Origin of the sequence: Enterobacter sp. YSU (genome assembly GCF_016082135.1) — a bacterium.
Lineage (GTDB): Bacteria > Pseudomonadota > Gammaproteobacteria > Enterobacterales > Enterobacteriaceae > Enterobacter > Enterobacter hormaechei_C.
The window spans coordinates 3402414-3419187 of record NZ_CP059487.1 but is presented as its reverse complement, the minus strand read 5'-3'; the positions used below and the strand labels follow the sequence as shown (position 1 = coordinate 3419187).

The following is a 16774-nucleotide window of genomic DNA, read 5'->3' as shown; positions in this document are numbered from 1 at the left end:
GCCGGTCTGTCTAACTTCCTTGCGCCGGCGATTGCCGTGGTGCTGCTGCCCTGGTTCAGCACGCTCGGCGTGGTCATCGCCTATACGGTGCTTTATCTGCTGGCTTTTGTTCTGTGTGCCTTTATCCGCGTCACGCAGCCGGGCTTAGAAAAAGCAAATAGCAGCAAGAGAGGGATGGCGGGTCTGCTGATTACTCCTCATCCTGAAACGCTGAAGGAGTAAGCGAGAGAACTTTCCTGCCGGGTCACGCTTGTCCCGGCAGGAAGATGCGTGCGATTAGGCAATCGTCACTTTATTGTCCAGATAGACATCCTGAACCGCATTAATCAGCTTCACGCCGTCGGCCATGGATTTTTTAAACGCCTTGCGGCCAAGGATCAGCCCCATTCCGCCGGCGCGTTTGTTAATCACCGCCGTGCGCACCGCGTCGGTCAGATCGGTTTCACCGCCTGCTGCACCGCCGGAGTTAATCAGCCCGGCGCGGCCCATGTAGCAGTTAGCCAGCTGGTAGCGCACCAGATCGATAGGATTGTCGCTGGTCAGCTTGCTGTAGACGCGGTCGTCGGTATAGCCAAAGTTCACCGCTTTATACCCGCCGTTATTCTCGGCCATTTTCTGCTTCACGATGTCCGCGCCGATGGTTGCCGCCAGGTGATTTGCCTGACCGGTCAGATCCGCTGATACGTGGTAATCCACGCCGTCTTTCTTAAACGCGTTGTTACGCAGATAGGCCCACAATACGGTCACCATCCCCAGCTCGTGCGCGCGCTCAAACGCGGCAGAGATCTCTTCTATCTGCCGACGCGACTGCTCAGAGCCAAAATAGATAGTCGCCCCGACCGCTACCGCACCCATGTTGAACGCCTGTTCGACGCTGGCGTACAGTGTCTGATCGTATTCGGTTGGGTAGCTCAGGGTTTCGTTGTGATTCAGCTTGACGAGGAACGGAATGCGGTGAGCATAGCGGCGGGAAACGGAGGCCAGCACGCCATAGGTCGATGCCACACAGTTACAGCCCGCTTCAATCGCCAGCTCGACAATGTTTTTCGGGTCAAAGTAGAGCGGGTTAGCAGCAAAAGACGCTCCCGCCGAGTGCTCTACGCCCTGGTCAACGGGCAGAATGGAGAGATACCCGGTCCCGCCCAGACGACCGGTATTGTAAAGCGTCTGCATGTTTCGCAGTACGGCAGGCGGACGGTTGTTGTCGACCATGACGCGGTCTACGTAATCATGGCCAGGCAGATAAAGCTGGTCGGCTGGAATGGTCATACAACGATGCTGTAAAAGGCTGTCGGCGTCTTGGCCAAGCAGTTGCGCAATATCAGTCATAGTGATGCTCCCGTAAGTCCGACATGATGTCGGAGCGTGTGATCCAAGCCCACGTTTTTGCAGGCAGACTAAGCCTGGTACCGACTTAACCTATTTTCCACCATTTGCAACTTTTTAAGCACAATCTGCTGGCTCGTTTCGTGTACAACATTTTTGTTACACTGATCAAACAATCGCCTTAAAGGTATTTAAAAGGTATTATCACATGGTATGTTACATGCGTACCTCTGACATGCAGGATTAAAAAATGAAAACGAAAGTCCAACTGTCATTCATGATGTTCGTTGAATGGTTTATCTGGGGCGCATGGTTTGTGCCGCTGTGGCTGTGGCTGAGTAAGAGCGGGTTTACCGCCGGGGAAATTGGCTGGTCGTACGCCTGTACCGCGATTGCCGCGATCCTCTCCCCCATCCTTGTCGGCTCGCTGACGGACCGTTTCTTCGCCGCCCAGAAAGTGCTGGCCGTGCTGATGTTCGCTGGCGCGATTCTGATGTATTTCGCAGCACAGCAAACCCAGTTCAGCACCTTCTTCCCGCTGCTGCTGGCCTACTCCCTGACCTATATGCCGACCATCGCGCTGACCAACAGCATCGCCTTTGCGAACGTCGATGACGTGGAGGCTGATTTCCCGCGCATCCGCGTGATGGGCACTATCGGCTGGATTGCCTCCGGCCTGGCGTGCGGCTTCCTGCCGCAGATGATGGGCTATAGCGACATCTCTGACACCAATATCCCGCTGCTGATGACCGCTGCCAGCTCCCTTCTGCTTGGCGTCTTCGCGCTGTTCCTGCCGAATACCCCGCCGAAGAGTACCGGCAAGCTGGATTTCAAAGTGATGCTGGGGCTGGATGCGCTGATCCTGCTGCGCGATAAAAACTTCCTGGTGTTCTTCTTCTGCTCGTTCCTGTTCGCCATGCCGCTGGCCTTCTACTATATCTTTGCCAACGGCTATCTCACCGAAGTGGGGATGAAAAACGCCACCGGCTGGATGACCCTCGGCCAGTTCTCTGAAATCTTCTTCATGCTCGCTCTGCCATTCTTTACCAAACGCTTTGGTATTAAGAAGGTCTTGCTGCTGGGCCTGATCACCGCCGCCATTCGCTACGGTTTCTTTGTTTACGGCGGCGCCGAGCAATACTTCACCTACGCCCTGCTGTTCCTCGGCATTCTGCTGCACGGCGTAAGCTATGACTTCTATTACGTCACCGCGTACATCTACGTGGATAAAAAAGCGCCCGTGCACATGCGCAACGCGGCGCAGGGCTTGATCACGCTGTGCTGTCAGGGCTTTGGTAGCCTGCTGGGTTACCGTCTCGGCGGCGTGATGATGGAAAAAATGTTCGCATATAAAGAGCCGGTGAATGGGCTGACCTTCAACTGGGCCGGAATGTGGACGTTTGGTGCAATCATGATTGTGGTGATTGCCGTGCTGTTTATGCTGTTTTTCCGCGAATCGGATAAAGAGATCACCGCAATTGAGGTGGTTGATGGCGATACCGCGCTGACACGAGGGGAAGTTAAATGAAACAAGACCGTATTCTCGGTGCTCTTTACGGGCAGGCGTTAGGGGATGCGATGGGGATGCCGTCGGAGCTGTGGCCGCGCAAGCGGGTGAAAGCGCACTTCGGCTGGATCGACCGTTTCTTACCCGGCCCGGCTGAGAATAATGCCGCCTGTTACTTTAAGCAGGCCGAATTTACGGATGATACGTCGATGGCGCTGTGCCTGGCCGACGCGATTATCGAATGCGACGGGGAAATTAACCCTGACGTTATCGGTAAGCATATTCTGGACTGGGCGCTGGATTTTGACGCGTTCAATAAGAATGTGCTCGGCCCGACCTCCAAAATTGCCCTGAACGCCATCCGTGACGGCAAGCCGGTGAGCCAGCTGGAAAACAACGGCGTCACCAACGGGGCGGCGATGCGCGCCTCCCCGCTGGGATGCCTCCTGCCAGCCACGCGTCTGGCGCACTTTGTGGAACAGGTTGCGTTAGCCTCCAGCCCGACCCATAAATCGGATCTCGCCATCGCCGGTGCGGTGGTGATCGCCTGGGCGGTTTCACGCGCTATCGACGGCGAGCGCTGGCATCACATCGCCGATGCCCTGCCGGGTATTGCCCGTGCGGCGCAGGAGGAGAACACGACCACCTTCAGCGCATCGCTTTCCGCTCGTATTGAACTGGCCCTGAAAACCGTGCGCGAAGCCAACGGTACCGAGTCCGCCAGCGAGCAGATCTATCAGCTTATTGGCGCGGGCACGAGCACCCTTGAGTCCGTTCCGGCGGCGATTGCGATGGTCGAACTCGCGGGCACCGATCCGAACCGCTGCGCGGTGTTATGCGCCAACCTGGGCGGTGATACTGACACTATCGGCGCGATGGCAACGGCCATCTGCGGTGCGCTGCACGGTGTACAGGCCATTGATCCGGCACTCAAAAACGAACTTGATGCCGTAAACCGGCTCGATTTCAGCCACTACTGCGAAAAACTGCTGCACTTCCGGGAGCAAAGGGAGGGCGTATGAGTGCTTTTGCCCGCCGTCTCGAAACCCTTCACGCCACGCGCCCCGTAACGGTACTCGGCGCGGCGGTCATCGACGTGATTGCCGACGCCTACGCCCTGCCCTGGCGCGGGTGTGATATCGAGCTGAAGCAACAGGGAGTGAATATTGGCGGCTGCGCGCTGAATATCGCCATCGCCCTGAAGCGGCTCGGCATTGCTGCGCAAAACGCCCTTCCCGTCGGCCACGGCGTGTGGGCCGATATTATCCGTAACGCCATGGCGAAGCAGGATCTGCACAGCGCCGTGGAAGCGGAAACGGGCGATAACGGCTGGTGCCTGGCGCTGGTGGAGCCTGACGGTGAACGGACCTTTATGTCGTTTAGCGGCGTGGAGAACCAGTGGCAGCAGCGCTGGCTGGACGGGTTAAGCGTGCCGGCAGGGAGCCTGATCTCTTTGTCCGGCTACCAGCTGGCGTCCCCCAGCGGTGAGCTGCTGACGGCCTGGCTGGAAAGTCTTCAGGATGCGACGCTCTTTATCGATTTCGGTCCGCGCATCGCGGATATTCCCGACCCGCTGATGGCGCGGATCATGGCCTGCAAACCAATCGTCTCGCTCAATCGTCAGGAGGCGGAACTTGCCGCCGAATGGCTTGGCGTAAACGTGGAAGAGCTCGGCACACGGTGGCAGCAGAGGTTTGGCGCTGCGCTGATCGTACGCCATGATAAAGACGGGGCGGTCTGGTACGACGGTGACGCTTCCGGACACGTTCCGGCGTTTCCTGCTACCGTGGTCGATACCATCGGCGCGGGTGACAGCCATGCGGGAGGTACCCTTGCCGGGCTGGCCGCGGGATGGTCACTGCCAGAGGCGGTGCAGCTTGGCAATGCCGTAGCCGCCTGGGTAGTCAGCCATCGCGGTGGCGACTGCGCCCCCACGCGCGAGGCCCTACTCCTCGCACACAAAGACGTATAGGTCGCTGCGGCAGTAGCTGATGCTGTACTCAATTGGCCGGTGCTGTTGATCGAGCGCGACTTGCTTGATCACCAGCACCGGTATCTTATCGTCCATCTTGATATGCGCCTGAAACTCGCTGTCCGGCATCCGGGCGCTGACGCGGGAACGGGTGCGCTGCGGAAAGATATTCTGGCTGCGGAAGTAATCGTAAAGCGAGACGCCGATGTCGTCCGGATTGGGGATTAATCCTACCGGTACCCAGGACTCCTCTATTGATACCGCATCGTCATCCACGTAGCGGATGCGCTTAAGCAGAAATACATCGCTGTCCGGCGCAAGGGAAAGGTGGCGGGCGATCTCCTCCGGACATTTCACGACGCGTTTATTAACCCACAGCGTGTTGGGCGTTTTGCCCCGCAGCACCACCTGCTGAGAAAACCCGCGCGCCTCTTTTAGCGAATATTCAAAGATATTGTTGATTTGCGTACCGTATCCACGCGCGCGGGTGACGACGCCGGCCTCTTCCAGCGCCTGCATCGCTTTACGCACCGTAATGCGCGACACACCGGCCAGCTGGCTCAGATCGCGCTCGCCCGGCAAAATATTACCGTGCGCGAGCACGCCGCTGCGTACCGCGTTTTTAACCGTTTCGGCAAATTTCAGGTACAACGGCGTGTTGTCCGGTGCGGCAATTCGTTCCTTGAGTTGAGCAATTAACCGGGTATGCGCTTGTTCCATCTCTGTTTTTCTCTGGCATAAGGTTTTATGCCAGTATACGGCTTACCACCATGCATGAAAATGGTGAACCGGCCCAATACCGTGACCCACTTCCAGAGAATCGGCTTTTGCCAGCGCGCACGAGAGCCAGATCTTCGCCTCCTGCACCGTATCCGCCCAGTTCGCGTTTCGGGGACGCAGCGCCGCCAGCGCCGCCGAGAGCGTACATCCCGTGCCGTGGGTGTTTTTGGTCTGTACCCGCGGGGCAGTGAAACGTTGAGCGCCATCGCGGGTGAAGAGCCAGTCCGGGCTTTCTGCATCATCAAGATGACCGCCTTTCATCAGCACCGCGCTGCATCCCATCGCCAGCAGCGCATTGCCCTGCTCTTTCATCTCACGTTCGTTTTGCGCGTGTGACGCATCCAGCAGCGCGGCGGCTTCAGGGAGGTTTGGCGTGATCAGCGCCACCTGCGGCAGCAGCTTTTTACGCAGGGTGTCGACGGCAGAGGCGGAGAGCAACGGATCGCCGCTTTTGGCCAGCATCACGGTATCGAGCACCACGTTTTTTATCTGATAACGTTTGAGACGTTCAGCGACCGCTTCAACAATGTCCGCCTCTGCTAGCATGCCGATTTTGGTGGTGTCGATGCGTACATCGCTGAATACCGAATCCAGCTGTGCGGCGACAAAATCCGGCTCAATACGATATACCGACTGTACACCGCGCGTGTTTTGCGCCACCAGCGCGGTGATAACCGAGCATCCGTAAGCGCCGAGCGCAGAGAAGGTTTTCAGGTCTGCCTGGATCCCCGCTCCGCCGCTGGGATCGGTTCCCGCAATAGTCAGGGCATTAATGCGTGTCATACCAGCTCCTCCAGCGCGTAAAGCGCATCCAGAAACGCCGGGGCAAAGCTGCCGGGGCCCCGGCTGTGAGTCAGTGCAGCTGCCCCTGCGCGCTTCATAAAGCCGCAGGCTGCCGTCGCATTATCAAGCCTGTCGCCAGGCAGCGAACAGCAGGCGGCGACGACCGCCGAGAGCGCACAGCCTGTTCCCACCACGCGGGTCATCAGCGGGTCGCCGCCCGCGACCGTACGGGTTCGCTGACCATCAGTGATGTGATCCACTTCTCCTGTGACGACCACAACGGCATGGGTCTGACGGGCGAGCGTCTGCGCAGCGGTCAACGCGCTCGCCGCCGTATCGGTGGAATCAACCCCGCGCCCGCCCGCACTCATTCCGGCAAGGGCGAGGATTTCGGAGGCGTTTCCACGAATGGCCGCAGGTTTAAGGGACAATATTTGCTGGCAAAATCGGGTGCGGTACGCCAGCGCGCCAACCGCAACCGGATCCAGAACCCAGGGCGTACCCGCGGCTACCGCGCTCTCAATGGCCCGACGCATCGACTGGGCGCGCGGCGCGGTGAGTGTACCCACGTTGATGAGCAGAGCATCGGCAAGCGCGGCAAACTGTTCCGCTTCCTCGGCTTCGATCACCATTGCCGGGGAAGCACCCAGCGCGAGCAAAACGTTGGCGGTGAAGGTCTGCACGACATCGTTGGTCATACAGTGCGTGAGCGGGGAACGGGTTCGGAATTGATGTAAAACGTGTGAGTCGAGCAGGTCAGGCTGCATGGTTTCGCTCCTGCCGTGCGTGAAGAAGCGATGACCGGGTAGGCATCTGACTTCCCTACGCTGGCATTATCCAGATCAGGTAATACGGGTATTTCTCAGCCTTCATTTAAGAAGGGCACCCCGAGTCATGAAGATTGAATCTCTATACTTTTTGCCAGCTTAGGGGAAGTGGGTTGCTGTTGCAAGCCCCGCCTTTCCGGTCATCGCATCTACAACTTGAAAATAAGCATAACCCCTAATTTGACCCCCATTTTGACCCCCACACCAGACAGCAAAAAAGGTCATAAGCATCGCTTCCCTCTCAACAAGCCATAAACCATCAGAAAAGCACTCCGCCACAGCAATTAGGAATAGTCTGTTTTTATTTTTATCGAGATAAATCATACAGATATATCAATCGTTTTTATCGATCATATTTCGTTAATTGATCGTTTTTATTGATCAATATTTTTAAATGCATCATTATCAGTCCGTTACATTCACGGAGAAGACTCATGCAGACTGAATTTATCGCAGAACCAATAATGAGCATTGACGAGAGATTAATGGGGGTTGAGCTTCTCACTCGTTTCATTTCCAGTGAAGGGCGCTCACATCATCCGGAGTATGTGATTTCATCCTGGGATTTGGATAGGAAGCGACTCTTTCTGTACGAGCAATGCGGTTTCATTGCCAGCAAACAAAAGTGGTTCGAAAGGAATAATCTGTTTTGCACACTAAACATTGATCAACAAATGGCTTTTCTCGTTCGGCACGATCACACATTGATAAAAACGTTTGAATCTATGCCTTTCGTCAAACTTGAGCTTTCTGAGCATTTCCCTGGTTTGGATAAGGGATTGAAAAGCCCTTTGTTAAAGTCGCTGAGCCAGGGTGTGAATGGGCTATGGCTCGATGACCTTGGCGCAGGAAACGCGAATGTTGTTAGTTTGATGGAAGGATACTTTGAGGTTGTAAAGGTAGATCGCTGCTTCTTTAATCAGCAGGTGCAGAAACCAACCTTCTACCCGCTGATTGCTTCCATTCAAAAGCACTGCGGCAAGGTTATTATCGAAGGGATTGAGGATCGAGAACGTTTGGGAATACTGCGTGAGGTGGGGGTTTGGGGATTACAGGGGTATCTTTTTAAATCTGTCCCTTTTAAAAACGTGGATTTATTGCTGTAGTGTTGAAACCATCAAAAAAGGGGCTTACGCCCCTTTGATGTATCACCCGCCTGTACTGCTTTGACCGCTCAAGGCTGACAAGGTTAGTGACTGAGTAAACGCCGCTTGTGAGGCTTTCGCCGTAAAATCCACATAATCCGCAAGCCTACTTGAATCACTCGCAATTGTGAGCGGAACAGACGCCTCAAGATTGAGATTGAATACAGGTGCAAGATTGTACGATGGCGCACTATTGGTGCTGGTTAGGGATGATATAGCAGAATCACGAAGCGCTCCCCCTTGCAGAGAATCACCATTCAGGCCGTATTGTTCTACCGCTGTCCCTGTAGGCTGATCATCTATTCCTAACCAACCTTTAACTGCATGACCGACACTACGGGTATTAAACCCTATCTTGTCCTGCACCCAATCGGCAGCACTGTTGGCAGAGCCTGTAACAGCACCATCATAGAGAGCCTGGGCCGCTGGTTTATCTTTTTCAGCAAACCATTCAGGGAAACGTTCTTTCAGCCCTTTATTGATATCACTCACAACATTGGAAATCTCACCAACAAAACCTGTCACCTGTTTAGCAAGGTCGCCTAATCCCTCACCTAATAGCCCTGCACTCTGATTGATTGCCTGCGTATTTTTCACCAACTCATCACCGCTATCGGCGAAACTGGACATAAAGCCAGTGAATAGACTGTTATCAACGCCATTCATCAGATTACCCATCGCTACACTCAGATCACCATATGCAAGCGTCTGTTTTATCTGCTCTTCGTTCAGCGTCTGACCGCTTTCCACAAGCTGTTTCAGCGTCTTGTTATACTCCGCTCCGTTGTTCATGAACATATTGGTGTAGTGCATCAGGTCATCACCTAAACTCTCAATCAGCGTACCAATCTGAGCCTGTGACATACCACGGCGTTGCCCTTCATTCACCGTAGCTTGAACAAAATCGAGTGGTGAATCTTGCAACTTGGAAATCTGATCCTTACTCCATCCAAATTTGTTCATTATCGACGTAATGCCACCGTCGCCACCTTTCCATTCGCCATTTTTAAACTGGCTATCATTCACAGTCATAGCGAGGCGTTCACGGACGTCTTTCATGTTATCGACGGCTTTTGAGGTATTAGCTGAATCAACACCGTGTTGCTGTCCCCAGGCTACCATTGTCTTGATTGCATTAGGATTTGTCTTAACAAGAGCCGACTGTCGCACCAGATCAAGATTCTCATTCCCTCTGTCAATAATTCGCTGCCCCACTCCGAGGGAGCCAGCCGTTAACGCAATACTTCCCAACACTCCACCACCGACGATAGGAGCATTCCCGCCCTTCTGAGCCTTTAGCTTAGTGGCTGCTGCTGCATACTGGGTACGCTGTGCCTGTGTCACTTTCGCTTGCTGTGCGGCGGCTCTGCGTAACAGGGTTACACGCTCACGAATAGATGCGTTCATACGGGCACTGGTCAGATTGCCTTTGGCAAATTCCTCTGTTTGCTGACGTATGAAACGTAACGCTTCATATTGAGATTTAGGATCAAGCCCGTATTTACCTTTAATCCCAGAGACTTGCAGCCCTGCATGGCGAAGTCTAAGTTCGGCTACTTCCTGGCGCTTCTGTAGCTGCTGCTTCGCTTTCAGATTGGCCTTTTCATCCTTGGCTTTCTGCTTCTCCGCCGCACGTTGGGCTTTCATTTCCTTCGTATCACGAGGTTTATCATTAAAACGTGCATCGTCAGCTTGTTGACGGGCTTTCTGTCTGCGCTGCTTTTGAGCCTGGAAGCGAATCTTCGGATCGGCTATTTTCTCAAAGTATTTTTTCAGGTCATCGCCAGCTTTACGGGCTTCCGCCAGACTTTGTTTATCGACCACAAAGGAAACGGTCGTCTTGATGGAAGCTACGTTGATATCAAGCATCACCACCGCCTTTCTGATCAAGGAAGTGATGAATTGCCGCTTCGACGGTATCACCACGGAAAATACGCGCTCTAACGCCCGTATACGATATCTCTAATAGCTCGCAAAGCTGGCTCACCTTGAGCAGCCCTTCTGCATCGTCTGCACTCAGTCGGACGTGTAGGCCACGATTTGATTTAAGGATTAGTTCCACCTCTATTTTTCCTCTTGTTATGGGGGAAACAAAAAAGGGATGCCACCAGAGCCACAATTGCGCTGTGGATTAGTGAGCATCCCTCATTAAAGCGCCTGAATATTCCAGCGGGTCAGGCTCCCGCTTGCTCATTAAGCAGTGATGGTGATTTTCACCTGCATACCTAACGCATGGTTCACACATAACGCGCTGTTTTCGTGCATAACGTGGTACGCATCGCCGCGCTCGCTCAGGTAGCCCCAAGAATAGTATTCAGCAGGTGCAGCATCGATCAGTGCGAAGTTGCCGGAGGCAGCCCCGTAGATCGTCTGGTAGGCATTCGTGCCTTTGCTAAACACAGGAACCGCCACCATGTCGGCATCATCCGGCATCTGTGCAAGGATCAGCGGATCTGTCACTTTAACAATGTCGATAGGCGCACCAGGCAAGCTAAAGGTTGAAACACCAGGTAGAAGCTCGTGACGCTGGTAGAACAGGTTACGTTCATCGTATGGCGCTACGTAGGTGAATGCCTTAGACATACTGTCAGAGAAGCGAATCTGGCTAAATGCAGCAGGCTTAGCGAATACGATCACTCGTTCAATCTGACCAGCCAATCCACCTGCGGCAGCCTGAACTTTGTCTAAGATGGCATCAAAATCCTGTGCCGCTGCCGCTGCGCTCACGCTGGCTGTCATTGGCACTACGCCGAACAGTTCAGCATAAGAGATCAGTAGGTCATCTGTTGCAGGAGTATAAACTTCACCTTTGAAGAGGCAGCGGGCCAGGTAAGATTCACGGGTACGAAGGTAAGCAATTTTATGTTTCCCAGTGTACTCGGTGTACAGGTCGGTAACGGTTTGTTCGTAATCAGTGCCTTGTACCCTTTTTCCTTGCACATCAACAGGTTTAAAGGTGTCCTCCCTTGCAAACCAAGGAATTTCAATAAGATACTCTTTACCGTTCTGACGCGCGGTAGTGTCGTGGTTTGATGAATAACGGCTCTGCGGGGTGTTAAACAGGCTGTAGTTATCATCCAGAAGCTGTGTTACCACCACTTTCGGATTCTGGACGCCTACCCCGTCGAAAAGATCGAGGGCATTCATAAGGTAGTTACGTTCCGGCAGGGCCTGGAAGATTGGCGCTAAGTCCACCAGATCGCGCCCGATTGCGATTTTAGTCATTAATGATCATCCTTGATTAAGAGGTGAAGAATGGACGGCATACGAACCCTTTGGATTCGAGCGTGGTGATAGCTGCGGCGTGGTTAGCTGCGTGCAGGTTGTCGGCTTTCAGTGCTACGAAGCTGCCAACATTAGGCGCACGTAGGACATTCACCGTTTTACCGTCGCCAGTACTGACGAAATCACTTACCACCACAAAGGCATCATCGCCGGAAGTGTATAGAGCGCCATCAGCGCCGATAACATCGCCGCATTCAATATCTGCTGGCAGGTCGAAAACACGGCCTTCTACGGCTGCAAAAGAATCAGTGGCGTAGCTCACTACGTCAGTGAAACTCTTACGAATTGGGAAAAGTTCGGTTAGGTCTACAATCATTGTTGTTTGATTTCCTTGGATTTGATTGCGATCCGTTCCTGCATACTAAGTTGAGGTGTGTCCTCAGAAGGGAAATACTGGTCTACAGCTTTTTCTATTTCTTCAACGGTACATCCTGCCATTTCAGCCACTTTAGCTATTAACTCAGGATTAACTTGAATCACTTCGGATTTGTATTTTAGGATTCGGTCGCGATTGTTTAATAAGAACATTGTGTTGTTCCTTCGCGTTGTGTCTGCGTGCAGCATTTATGTTGTACGCAGGGTAAAGAGAAGGGCTACCGAAGTAGCCCTGGAGAGTATGCCCTTGTTAGAAAGCATTGTTTAACGTCATCGTTTCGGAGGATTATGATGTTAAAGAATGGTTTCTTGAATAAAATGAAGGGCGCAACTGTTACGAATAACAGAAGAAGGATCGCCCCGTCATTGCTCCCACCTCAAAACAGAAGCCCTTCTGTCATGGCGAGAAGTGGGAATGGAATTTCTTATCACCCTGGAATAGTAATAAGAGATTACCAGCCTGAACGTAACTACCGCTGACGGCGTTTATTCAGTCTGACTACATTCACCCTAACGGAATGAATGAGCAAAGAGCGAATGCCCTTTCTGAAAAAGTCGGAGATGCGCGGTGATTGCGATGCAATACCAACACAACAAGATATTACATCCCGCGCATTCCTGCGGAACAAACAAGACAAAGAGGAAAGAACCAACACTTTCAGAAATAGCATTCAGAGGGAGAGAATGCCGCCTATGGGAAACGGCATTCTCAGGGAGTGCGTATTGTCATACGAGGGTGAAGTGATTCGAATACTTACCCTATACTTACATAGTAACATAAAAGTTATGCACATGTCAAGTATTTATGCACTATCAGTGAATATTTATTCACTCTGAATCATGCCATAAACCTTGGCAATGTCGAGGCTAAGCTCTCCCAGTTCAGCGGTGATGTATTGCAGAGAGCAAGCCAGCTCCTCAAAGTCATTAGCTACACGCCAGGCTTCTTCTGGTGTGATCGTACTACAGTCACGCTGCACCAAACGAGCTACAGACGTTTGCAAATGTTCAAGGGCAGTGATTGCCTGTTCAGTGTATTGCACAGCTTCCAGAAGCGCGGAAGGCGTTCTCTCACACCACGCCTTATTAACAAGCTGCAAGGTTGGTAAATGCCAGTTGTCGTGGAAGGAGTTAATTAGGGTGTTCACGTTGTTCACGGTGTCCATAGTTTTATTATTCATTGTTGTTTTCCTTGTCGTCAAAGAGAATGTCAAAATCTTGTATGTGATTGGATAAGCCGTTAGTTTGGGAATACCCCACCCAGTCAATATAGTTTTCTGCGTATAGCTGCCACTTCTTGAGATTCGATGAATCAACACGGTATTCACGGCGGCGGCGTGGTTTATAGAAGACATTATCCGAAGATGCTAAAACATCCTGCAATAGTTCAAACTCTGCCCCTACAGGCACCGTTGCAGGGTGTTCTATTATTTCGGTGATCCATTCTCCTGGAATAGACTCTCTTGCGAGGTCTTGTAGAGAATAGGTGTATTTACGTTTGCTGGCGCGTGTTGCTTGTTCTATCCGTTTAATTGGATTTCGTTCTTTTCGTCCCATTCATTCCTCGTAGAGGGAAACTTCCGTGTTTTCTCGTTAATGTCCATACTGCGTAAAATGCAAATAACCAATACATAGCGATGATCATAAAAGTTTCCCTATTGGTTGTTATTTAGTGTTCGCGTTGCTCATCAGTTATTTGAATAAATGATCTCATAATCCGAGATCATAGATTTAACTGTTACGTCGAAATAGCCAGCTTCTTTAAAATCGATAACACCGAATGATTTTAAAGCGTGAAGCCAGAACATCACACCACCTTGCGAACATCCAGAACGTTCGATAATGTCACCGTAGCTGATCTTTGTCGGTTTGGATTTATAGAAGTAATGCAGGGTTTCTAACACACGCTTTCCAGCGTCATTAATCTGAATACGGTCAACGCCGTATTTCACTAAGTATTGGATCATAATCCTCCTGGTTAAAATGGCTACAAGCGCCCTGTTGTTTCGAAGAGATTCCTCTTCATTTTCAAATGATTTATTGCGGCTGGGTTGGTTAGTTTCCCCTGACTTTCGAATAACACGAGGTATGGCAGATCGTAATCCTGGAAAACTAAGAAGCGATCAGATGCGTCGTTTAACCTTTCAAAGGCTATCCCATCAAAACGTTCGTCTCGTGGCGTTTTAAACTCGAACGGGGAAACGTTTTGCTGTTTAGCTGGCGCTTTCCTTGCCGCTGGTTTCTTCGTGGGCTTTGGCGTGGGTGTTGGCTTCACTTTTTCCGGCGCTGGCGCTTCCTCTTCCGGTGCTTCGTCAAGGTCACACATCGGATCGTCGCGTTGTTCCTCCAACTGCACTTCTGGTGCTACGTCTTCTTTCACTTTGCCAAAAACTGGATGTTTTAGACAATCTACCCATTCCGGCGTGGAATCTCGTTCCATCGCATTACGATCACGTTCAAAGGTGAAGTTTTCCGGCGTGAGTGGCGTTATAGTCCATTGGTTTGAGCGCTTTGGCTTATTACTGGCGATCAGTCCGATTTTCTTCAACTTTGCAACAATGCGTGTTGCTGTTGCCGAACTAACACCAATACTTGCACCAAGCTGATCAATGTCATCGTAATAAGTACCGCCCAACTCTATCGCAAAGCGATGATAACGATGGCGCATTCTGACGTAAAACTGCTTATCAGCAGGAGATAGGGATTCTGTAACACCTGTTTTAAGATTGGTGATCCTGGTACATTCGTTAAATGCGTCTTCAATCGGTACGTATTTGAATACATCGGTGTTGATGTACTTAATTTTGGTCATAGAAAATTGTTCCTTGTATGTCGTCCCCGCTTGTGCGGCTAATAGGTGAGTTTGGGATCACTTGCCCTCTGTTAATTTCTCCGCGTGTTGATCAAGAATAGAAAGAATGTATTCTCTTACGGTAATTCTCTGCGCTCTCGCTGCCTTAAAAAGGGCTTGAAACGTTGAATCATCAATTTTCAGAGTAGTGAATGCCTTCCCCTTTGGGGTTGCGTTTATAATGTCGCTCATGTGGTTTTCTCCTTCTGGTTTAATCGTTGGTGGTGGTTTCAGCCTGTTCAGCTTTCCATTGATCGTAAAGTTCGATTCCTTTACGCAATCTTTCAGCGTGTTCTAAATATCCTTGACGCTGTGCTGCTGCTCGCTGGCTGTTAATTGCCTTTCGTGTCTGGTTTCCGGCCTTTAAAGCCTCGAAGACAAGTTCTGGGTTGAAATACTTAATTTTGATTCTCCTTGCGTTAGATAAACGAAAACACCATCCAGGGAGAACGTTAATTACGTTTCCTGATAGTGCGGTGTAATTTGGATTGTTTGCGTTAGGCTGGATGCCTAAGAAGGCGACGGGATGAATGCTTTCATCACCCTACATCATTTACTATAACATGAAATGATTTCAAAGTCAATAGCTAATTTCAAAATTAAGTGAATTAAAATTTTAGCACACTCAATCTATTTGTTCAACCTCTTCTCACACTAACAAAACCTCCTGTATCGCGTTCTGAGAGCTTTTGTGATATCAGTAGTATCTGCATTCCCTACCATCTCAAAACCGCTTACAGCGCGTCTGAGGCGTTCTATTCGCATCACTTCCGCCCTCTGGCACTTACCGAAACCAATAGCACAACTACAGAGGGATAACGGTAGTTATCAGGATAGTAGGTGTTGGTATTGGATTGAGGCTGGATGAACTGGAGCTATCAGCGACCAGTGAAGCCTTAGCCGTGGGCTAACTTTGCATGGATGAAATGCGGAGCATGGAAGACAGGCAGAAGTTATGCCGAAAGAGATTGCGCACACGGCGCACAGCTTCTGTGCCTCGTGAAACGAGGGCGAAGCCCTGGCACAATCACAGACAGATGCGCTGATCGCTGCGTCGTGAGCGGCTGACCGAGTAGCCACCCAAAGGCGAATCAGGTCACTTGCCAGGCGACACACGCCAGCAAAGCGAATCTTTCACAAGATCTTCTAAAAGCTCTCTTTTAGAGATCGCTTTTAGAATCTCTTTGTATAGAACATCAATTTGATGTGTAGTTTGCCGATCCATACATCAATTTGATGCGTATCCCATGCATCCATACATCATTTTGATGTATATCCGCTTATCCTCAGTTTCGACACACATCATTCTGATGTATATCGTCGCCCTGCTCACTAAGAATCGCACATGCAACAATCCTAAGAACAGCCAGAGGCAAATCTTAGATTAACCCTATCAAAACCCTACATTAATAACATCAAAACCTATCTTAAATGACAGGTAAAGAAGCGGTGTAGATGTAGGTCAAAGTGGATTGTTCACTTTCATTGTAAGAATGCCCCACTTAGCTAAACCGTTGTATAGTGCTGCTCACAGCGGTCATTGTCCACAATGAACACTTTCATGATAGGTGCAATGTGCTTAAAGACTTTTTGTGTTTTATCAAATTTATTTTAGTTGCGATTTTCCATGCCAAAACCCGCCATTTAATTAGCATTCTAATCATTTCATGATGCAATCAGATTTAGGTGATAATTACTCTCATTTACCATGCAATATCCCGCTCCGATAGGACATTCAGGTTATCTGTCCTATTCATCATTCAGTAGAAACAATCACTTATGTTTTAGCTCTATTTATTGGCCTTTTCTCGGCTATTCCTGGAGCAAAATCAGCCTGCAAAAATAAATCTGTTGACAAGATTAAGTTTCTATGAAATATCACAATTAAAAATAAAACCTTTATGAATCAATGAGATATTTTAA

The 16774-nt window shown here is 50.9% G+C and carries 18 protein-coding genes, 1 pseudogene and 1 riboswitch; of the genes and pseudogenes, 5 read left to right on the top strand and 14 right to left on the bottom strand.

Annotation, left to right across the window (positions count from 1 at the left end; genetic code table 11):
* Positions 1–222 (top strand): annotated as a pseudogene (locus H2Z33_RS23440) (cytochrome C biogenesis protein CcdA); the annotation flags it as partial.
* Positions 223–276: 54 nt separating this feature from the next.
* Here the strand turns inward: H2Z33_RS23440 and fbaB are convergent.
* On the bottom strand, positions 277–1329 hold the full coding sequence (gene fbaB, locus H2Z33_RS16510; protein ID WP_063134497.1) for a class I fructose-bisphosphate aldolase: 1053 nt from the start codon (positions 1327–1329) through the stop codon (positions 277–279).
* Positions 1330–1576: 247 nt separating this feature from the next.
* On the opposite strand from fbaB, the gene H2Z33_RS16505 reads away from it, so the two are divergent.
* Genes H2Z33_RS16505 through H2Z33_RS16495 form a run of 3 tightly spaced genes read left to right on the top strand, consistent with a single transcriptional unit; the run spans position 1577 to position 4805 of the window.
* Positions 1577–2854: a nucleoside permease gene (locus tag H2Z33_RS16505; protein ID WP_003859236.1), complete on the top strand. Its 1278-nt coding sequence runs from the start codon at positions 1577–1579 to the stop codon at positions 2852–2854.
* Positions 2851–3855, top strand: coding sequence for an ADP-ribosylglycohydrolase family protein (locus H2Z33_RS16500; protein ID WP_032654232.1), 1005 nt, complete (start codon positions 2851–2853; stop codon positions 3853–3855). Before H2Z33_RS16505 ends, H2Z33_RS16500 begins: the two co-directional genes overlap by 4 nt.
* Complete coding sequence (locus tag H2Z33_RS16495; RefSeq protein WP_023295037.1) at positions 3852–4805, top strand: PfkB family carbohydrate kinase; 954 nt, start codon at positions 3852–3854, stop codon at positions 4803–4805. Before H2Z33_RS16500 ends, H2Z33_RS16495 begins: the two co-directional genes overlap by 4 nt.
* Here H2Z33_RS16495 and H2Z33_RS16490 read toward each other — a convergent pair.
* From H2Z33_RS16490 to H2Z33_RS16475, 4 genes are all read right to left on the bottom strand, one after another.
* Positions 4779–5525 (bottom strand): GntR family transcriptional regulator, encoded by a 747-nt coding sequence (locus tag H2Z33_RS16490; RefSeq protein ID WP_003859242.1) that lies wholly within the window; start codon positions 5523–5525, stop codon positions 4779–4781. The genes H2Z33_RS16495 and H2Z33_RS16490 overlap by 27 nt on opposite strands.
* A gap of 42 nt (positions 5526–5567) precedes the next feature.
* Positions 5568–6368 carry a bifunctional hydroxymethylpyrimidine kinase/phosphomethylpyrimidine kinase gene (gene thiD / locus H2Z33_RS16485; protein ID WP_017383356.1) on the bottom strand — a complete coding sequence of 267 codons (801 nt, stop codon included), beginning with the start codon at positions 6366–6368 and terminating at the stop codon, positions 5568–5570.
* On the bottom strand, positions 6365–7135 hold the full coding sequence (gene thiM, locus H2Z33_RS16480; RefSeq protein ID WP_023295038.1) for a hydroxyethylthiazole kinase: 771 nt from the start codon (positions 7133–7135) through the stop codon (positions 6365–6367). The genes thiD and thiM overlap by 4 nt, the downstream gene beginning before the upstream one ends.
* Positions 7136–7170: 35 nt before the next feature.
* Positions 7171–7268, bottom strand: a riboswitch (TPP riboswitch).
* A gap of 26 nt (positions 7269–7294) precedes the next feature.
* A complete protein-coding gene (locus tag H2Z33_RS16475) occupies positions 7295–7519 on the bottom strand; it encodes a hypothetical protein (protein ID WP_063134499.1) in 225 nt (74 codons plus the stop codon).
* Between the two features lie 110 nt (positions 7520–7629).
* Between H2Z33_RS16475 and H2Z33_RS16470 the strand changes: the two genes are divergently transcribed.
* Complete coding sequence (locus H2Z33_RS16470; protein ID WP_048240477.1) at positions 7630–8301, top strand: EAL domain-containing protein; 672 nt, start codon at positions 7630–7632, stop codon at positions 8299–8301.
* A 42-nt stretch (positions 8302–8343) separates the two neighbouring features.
* On the opposite strand, the gene H2Z33_RS16465 is transcribed toward H2Z33_RS16470, so the two are convergent.
* The 9 genes from H2Z33_RS16465 to H2Z33_RS16425 form a co-directional block, all read right to left on the bottom strand.
* Positions 8344–10209, bottom strand: coding sequence for a cell envelope integrity protein TolA (locus tag H2Z33_RS16465; protein WP_063134500.1), 1866 nt, complete (start codon positions 10207–10209; stop codon positions 8344–8346).
* A gap of 324 nt (positions 10210–10533) precedes the next feature.
* Positions 10534–11565, bottom strand: coding sequence for a major capsid protein (locus H2Z33_RS16460; RefSeq protein WP_063134502.1), 1032 nt, complete (start codon positions 11563–11565; stop codon positions 10534–10536).
* A gap of 16 nt (positions 11566–11581) precedes the next feature.
* Positions 11582–11941: a hypothetical protein gene (locus H2Z33_RS16455; RefSeq protein ID WP_063134503.1), complete on the bottom strand. Its 360-nt coding sequence runs from the start codon at positions 11939–11941 to the stop codon at positions 11582–11584.
* Positions 11938–12153, bottom strand: coding sequence for a hypothetical protein (locus tag H2Z33_RS16450; protein ID WP_063134504.1), 216 nt, complete (start codon positions 12151–12153; stop codon positions 11938–11940). Before H2Z33_RS16450 ends, H2Z33_RS16455 begins: the two co-directional genes overlap by 4 nt.
* A gap of 671 nt (positions 12154–12824) precedes the next feature.
* A complete protein-coding gene (locus tag H2Z33_RS16445) occupies positions 12825–13181 on the bottom strand; it encodes a hypothetical protein (protein WP_063134506.1) in 357 nt (118 codons plus the stop codon).
* Positions 13174–13557, bottom strand: a complete 384-nt coding sequence (locus H2Z33_RS23430) for a hypothetical protein (protein ID WP_063136168.1) — start codon at positions 13555–13557, stop codon at positions 13174–13176. The genes H2Z33_RS16445 and H2Z33_RS23430 overlap by 8 nt, the downstream gene beginning before the upstream one ends.
* Before the next feature lie 131 nt (positions 13558–13688).
* Positions 13689–13967, bottom strand: coding sequence for a hypothetical protein (locus tag H2Z33_RS16435; RefSeq protein ID WP_063136166.1), 279 nt, complete (start codon positions 13965–13967; stop codon positions 13689–13691).
* A gap of 20 nt (positions 13968–13987) precedes the next feature.
* Positions 13988–14812: a hypothetical protein gene (locus tag H2Z33_RS16430; RefSeq protein ID WP_063134507.1), complete on the bottom strand. Its 825-nt coding sequence runs from the start codon at positions 14810–14812 to the stop codon at positions 13988–13990.
* Positions 14813–14869: 57 nt separating this feature from the next.
* The gene (locus H2Z33_RS16425) at positions 14870–15043 is read right to left on the bottom strand and encodes a hypothetical protein (RefSeq protein WP_023306402.1); all 174 of its coding nucleotides are present in this window, start codon (positions 15041–15043) and stop codon (positions 14870–14872) included.
* Positions 15044–16774 lie beyond the last annotated feature (1731 nt).

Coding starts and splice junctions, on each gene's coding strand:
- fbaB (WP_063134497.1), bottom strand. CDS start 1,329: ATGACTGATATTGCGCAACTGCTTGGCCAAGACGCCGACAGCCTTTTA.
- H2Z33_RS16505 (WP_003859236.1), top strand. CDS start 1,577: ATGAAAACGAAAGTCCAACTGTCATTCATGATGTTCGTTGAATGGTTT.
- H2Z33_RS16500 (WP_032654232.1), top strand. CDS start 2,851: ATGAAACAAGACCGTATTCTCGGTGCTCTTTACGGGCAGGCGTTAGGG.
- H2Z33_RS16495 (WP_023295037.1), top strand. CDS start 3,852: ATGAGTGCTTTTGCCCGCCGTCTCGAAACCCTTCACGCCACGCGCCCC.
- H2Z33_RS16490 (WP_003859242.1), bottom strand. CDS start 5,525: ATGGAACAAGCGCATACCCGGTTAATTGCTCAACTCAAGGAACGAATT.
- thiD (WP_017383356.1), bottom strand. CDS start 6,368: ATGACACGCATTAATGCCCTGACTATTGCGGGAACCGATCCCAGCGGC.
- thiM (WP_023295038.1), bottom strand. CDS start 7,135: ATGCAGCCTGACCTGCTCGACTCACACGTTTTACATCAATTCCGAACC.
- H2Z33_RS16475 (WP_063134499.1), bottom strand. CDS start 7,519: ATGATTTATCTCGATAAAAATAAAAACAGACTATTCCTAATTGCTGTG.
- H2Z33_RS16470 (WP_048240477.1), top strand. CDS start 7,630: ATGCAGACTGAATTTATCGCAGAACCAATAATGAGCATTGACGAGAGA.
- H2Z33_RS16465 (WP_063134500.1), bottom strand. CDS start 10,209: ATGCTTGATATCAACGTAGCTTCCATCAAGACGACCGTTTCCTTTGTG.
- H2Z33_RS16460 (WP_063134502.1), bottom strand. CDS start 11,565: ATGACTAAAATCGCAATCGGGCGCGATCTGGTGGACTTAGCGCCAATC.
- H2Z33_RS16455 (WP_063134503.1), bottom strand. CDS start 11,941: ATGATTGTAGACCTAACCGAACTTTTCCCAATTCGTAAGAGTTTCACT.
- H2Z33_RS16450 (WP_063134504.1), bottom strand. CDS start 12,153: ATGTTCTTATTAAACAATCGCGACCGAATCCTAAAATACAAATCCGAA.
- H2Z33_RS16445 (WP_063134506.1), bottom strand. CDS start 13,181: ATGAATAATAAAACTATGGACACCGTGAACAACGTGAACACCCTAATT.
- H2Z33_RS23430 (WP_063136168.1), bottom strand. CDS start 13,557: ATGGGACGAAAAGAACGAAATCCAATTAAACGGATAGAACAAGCAACA.
- H2Z33_RS16435 (WP_063136166.1), bottom strand. CDS start 13,967: ATGATCCAATACTTAGTGAAATACGGCGTTGACCGTATTCAGATTAAT.
- H2Z33_RS16430 (WP_063134507.1), bottom strand. CDS start 14,812: ATGACCAAAATTAAGTACATCAACACCGATGTATTCAAATACGTACCG.
- H2Z33_RS16425 (WP_023306402.1), bottom strand. CDS start 15,043: ATGAGCGACATTATAAACGCAACCCCAAAGGGGAAGGCATTCACTACT.